Origin of the sequence: Dickeya chrysanthemi NCPPB 402, assembly GCF_000406105.1 — a bacterium.
Taxonomy (GTDB): Bacteria; Pseudomonadota; Gammaproteobacteria; order Enterobacterales; family Enterobacteriaceae; genus Dickeya; species Dickeya chrysanthemi.
The window spans coordinates 1-2,995 of record NZ_AOOA01000063.1; the positions used below are offsets into that span (position 1 = coordinate 1).

Annotated in this window: 3 protein-coding genes; all 3 read right to left on the bottom strand. The window is 31.6% G+C overall.

The window, feature by feature from the left end; genetic code table 11:
• Position 1: 1 nt before the first annotated feature.
• Entirely contained in the window at positions 2-637 is a 636-nt protein-coding gene (locus DCH402_RS20845; protein WP_002239417.1) for an acyltransferase, read from the bottom strand.
• 36 nt (positions 638-673) lie between these two features.
• The gene (locus DCH402_RS22790; protein ID WP_200864838.1) at positions 674-1,609 is read right to left on the bottom strand and encodes a hypothetical protein; all 936 of its coding nucleotides are present in this window, start codon (positions 1,607-1,609) and stop codon (positions 674-676) included.
• Positions 1,593-2,995, bottom strand: a 1,403-nt coding sequence (locus DCH402_RS22795) for a glycosyltransferase (RefSeq protein ID WP_200864839.1), incomplete at its 5' end; no start/stop codon positions are given. The genes DCH402_RS22795 and DCH402_RS22790, both read right to left, overlap by 17 nt.

Consider the following 2,995-nt stretch of genomic DNA (forward strand, 5'->3'; position numbering starts at 1 on the left):
GTTATTTATAAAATTCATTTAAAGTAGGGTCATCATACATAGTTGAATGATACATTTTTCTTCCCCATACAATATTTTCTTTTACTATTTTTGCAGGTGAACCTGCTATTACACAATTAGGTTCTTTAAAACTTTTATATAGCACAGTATGAGAACCTACAACTACATTATTTGGAATACATACACCTTTTAATATAGTAACATTGCGGCCAAGCCACACGTGATTACCGATAATAACGTCTTTACCATGGTTTATTCGTTCGCCATTTTCTAAAGAATAAATTGGATGCATATCAGTATTTCTAATTTCATATCCATGTGCCAGCATACAATCTTTGCCAATACTAATCTTACCTTTTTCAGCAATGGTAATTTCTCCATTGCCCATAGTGGTCTTGGCTTGAATTTGTAAAGAGCAGTCCGAATGAAGGGAACATACTAGTCCCATGATTTCTACATCATCAGCTATAAATAAGGTTATATTATTTCCTTTTAATCTAATATTGGAGCTGACGATTTTACAATTATTACCTATATATACAGAGTTATTATTCCCGATCACAGTTAGTTGCGTGGCATTGGTTAAAGATGTAGTAGATATGTTAATAGTATTATTAATTCCCTGTTCAGAATACATGTGAGTTCCTATGATTAAAAGAATAAAGTGCAATATTTAAAATAAGAAAAATATTGCACTTTTAAAGATTAACTTAAAAATTATTTTTCTTGGCCAAAAAACTGGTTTTTCAATATCTGCCACAGCCACCCAATTCGGGCTTGTTTTCTCAAGCATTTCTTCAGGTGTTTCTACTGCAAAGAATAACCCTGAATCTATTTCATTTGACATAATTTCATATCCCGGATATTTAACAACAAAAGTTTGTTTGCCGCATGCTAATGCCTCAAATAAGCTAGTTGAATAAACACCTACAGCAACGCGAGATTCATTGATGCCTTGTATAGAAGATTCCGTGGAGATTATAAGATTATCAGGAATAATTCTGTTCTTTAAATCTATATTTTCATCTGGATGCTTAGAAAATAAAAGCTGTAGTTGAGGATTTTTTAATGCAAACTCAATTGCAAAACTAAGCAAGCGCGAAGAAATCCTACTTTGAGATAGAAAGATATAGTCATAATTCAGTTTTTCTGAAAATCTCACATCATCTAATGCATACCAATATGCGGCACCAGAACCAATCTCTCGTGTTGGATTTGGTAAAAGCTCATGATTCCAATATTCAGACCATAAGAACAATTTATCAGCAACGTAATGTGATTTTGGTGATTTAAAATACGCAGGATGATAAGGAGTAATGGCAGCATATTGAATATCAGATACCTTAATACCTTGTTTATGTGCAGCACAAATAATACCTGGATTCCAATAAGTGCTTGGAAAAATTACCTCTTTAAAATTATTTCTTTTGAAGAAATCATGAAAATATTTTTCTTCACGCTTAAATTTTTCTAATCGTGGTTTTAGAAATGCTTCGATATTTATGTTAATGCCTAAATGCTCATAAATAATTCGATTCATTTTTTTGATGTTTGCAAGGTCATGCTTTTTAAATTTAATATCTACCTTAATTTTATTTAATTTTTTCAAGAAAATGTTTTGCCGCAACTACATTACTTTTCAGTGAATGACTGCGCATACTGTAACCATTGGTCTGCGGATACTCCATTACAATACTGTTTGGTATATTTTGGAAGGCTGCTGTTTTCTTATCTATACCATTTTTACGCGGAAATTCCATAATAAATGTTTCTTCTGAAAAGACATCATCCATCGAACGCTTACCTTCATGATCAAATCGATAATCAATTTTAGGAGAAGTCTGAAAGTGTTTTTCCCATTTTCCGGTAAATTCCATAAGGCTCTCAATAACTGAGGCACGAATAAGTTCCCAAGAATAAACATTGCAAACGATAATATCCGATATATCTGTATGTTGCTCAATATGACGAATTGAGTCATAGATATATTTATAAGAATATTTACTAAAATTAATAATTTTGGATTCTTCACCGTAATCTAAGCAGATATTATTAAATATGCCAGATGGCAAGAAACATGGGTAATAAGTATTTCCAATCTTTTCTAATTTTATGGAGGCTTGGATAGGTATTAAATTATCATCAGTAATTTTTAGAGGCGTTTGCATGTTGGGTAAAGCAATCAGTAATTTATTCTGATGTAGTTCATGGGGAATCTCATGCAACTCTAAGGTACTTTTGTTTATAGTAACTAATGAGTTCTTTTTATTTGCAATAATTTCAAAGTTACCTTTATTAGATATTGCTCCAATATATTTTTCATAGCTATTATCTTCTGCAATTAAGGTATATCCCCTTGATAAATTCAACTGATTTCGTTTTTTTAGTAAAAGCGACAATAAATTCCCTGTCTTTTTATGAGCTATCTTAATCGTACACTGTGTTCCTTGGATATGAGCATCCATTGGAAATTTTCGCTTGCCAACTAAAGCAAAAAAATTCATATTTTGTGCAGGATTGGTTAGCTCGAAATTCCAAATATGAGCTAAATCATTAGAATCTTCAATAGAAAAAGTAATATTTTGGAATTCGTCCAATTCTTTTCGGCTGAAAGCAGACGATAATGATACGTTATTAAAGCTGCGCGGAAGAATAGTGAAATATTTAGCCATAACCACATCTTTTGCATATTCTTTTAAGAAGCGATTGTGATTATATTGAACTAATTCTTTATATTTTTCTGGGTTATTTAATAGCTCAATTATTTTTTTTGCCATTCCAGAAATATCACCAGTTTTAAAAACTGAAGCGTTTTCATTATAATTGCTAAAATCATTCGCTCCATATTTAAAATTATAGGCAAGGATAGGGATATCGTACACCATACCCTCTAGAAATATATAACCAAAGCCTTCGCTTTGAGATGTCATGATTAGGATATCTGTATTCTCATAAATCTCCTGCTCGGAAGATTCTCCTTTGAATAAGATACGGT

Excerpts from the sequence above, each read along its gene's own strand:
- DCH402_RS20845 (WP_002239417.1), bottom strand. The coding sequence starts at position 637 with ATGTATTCTGAACAGGGAATTAATAATACTATTAACATATCTACTACA.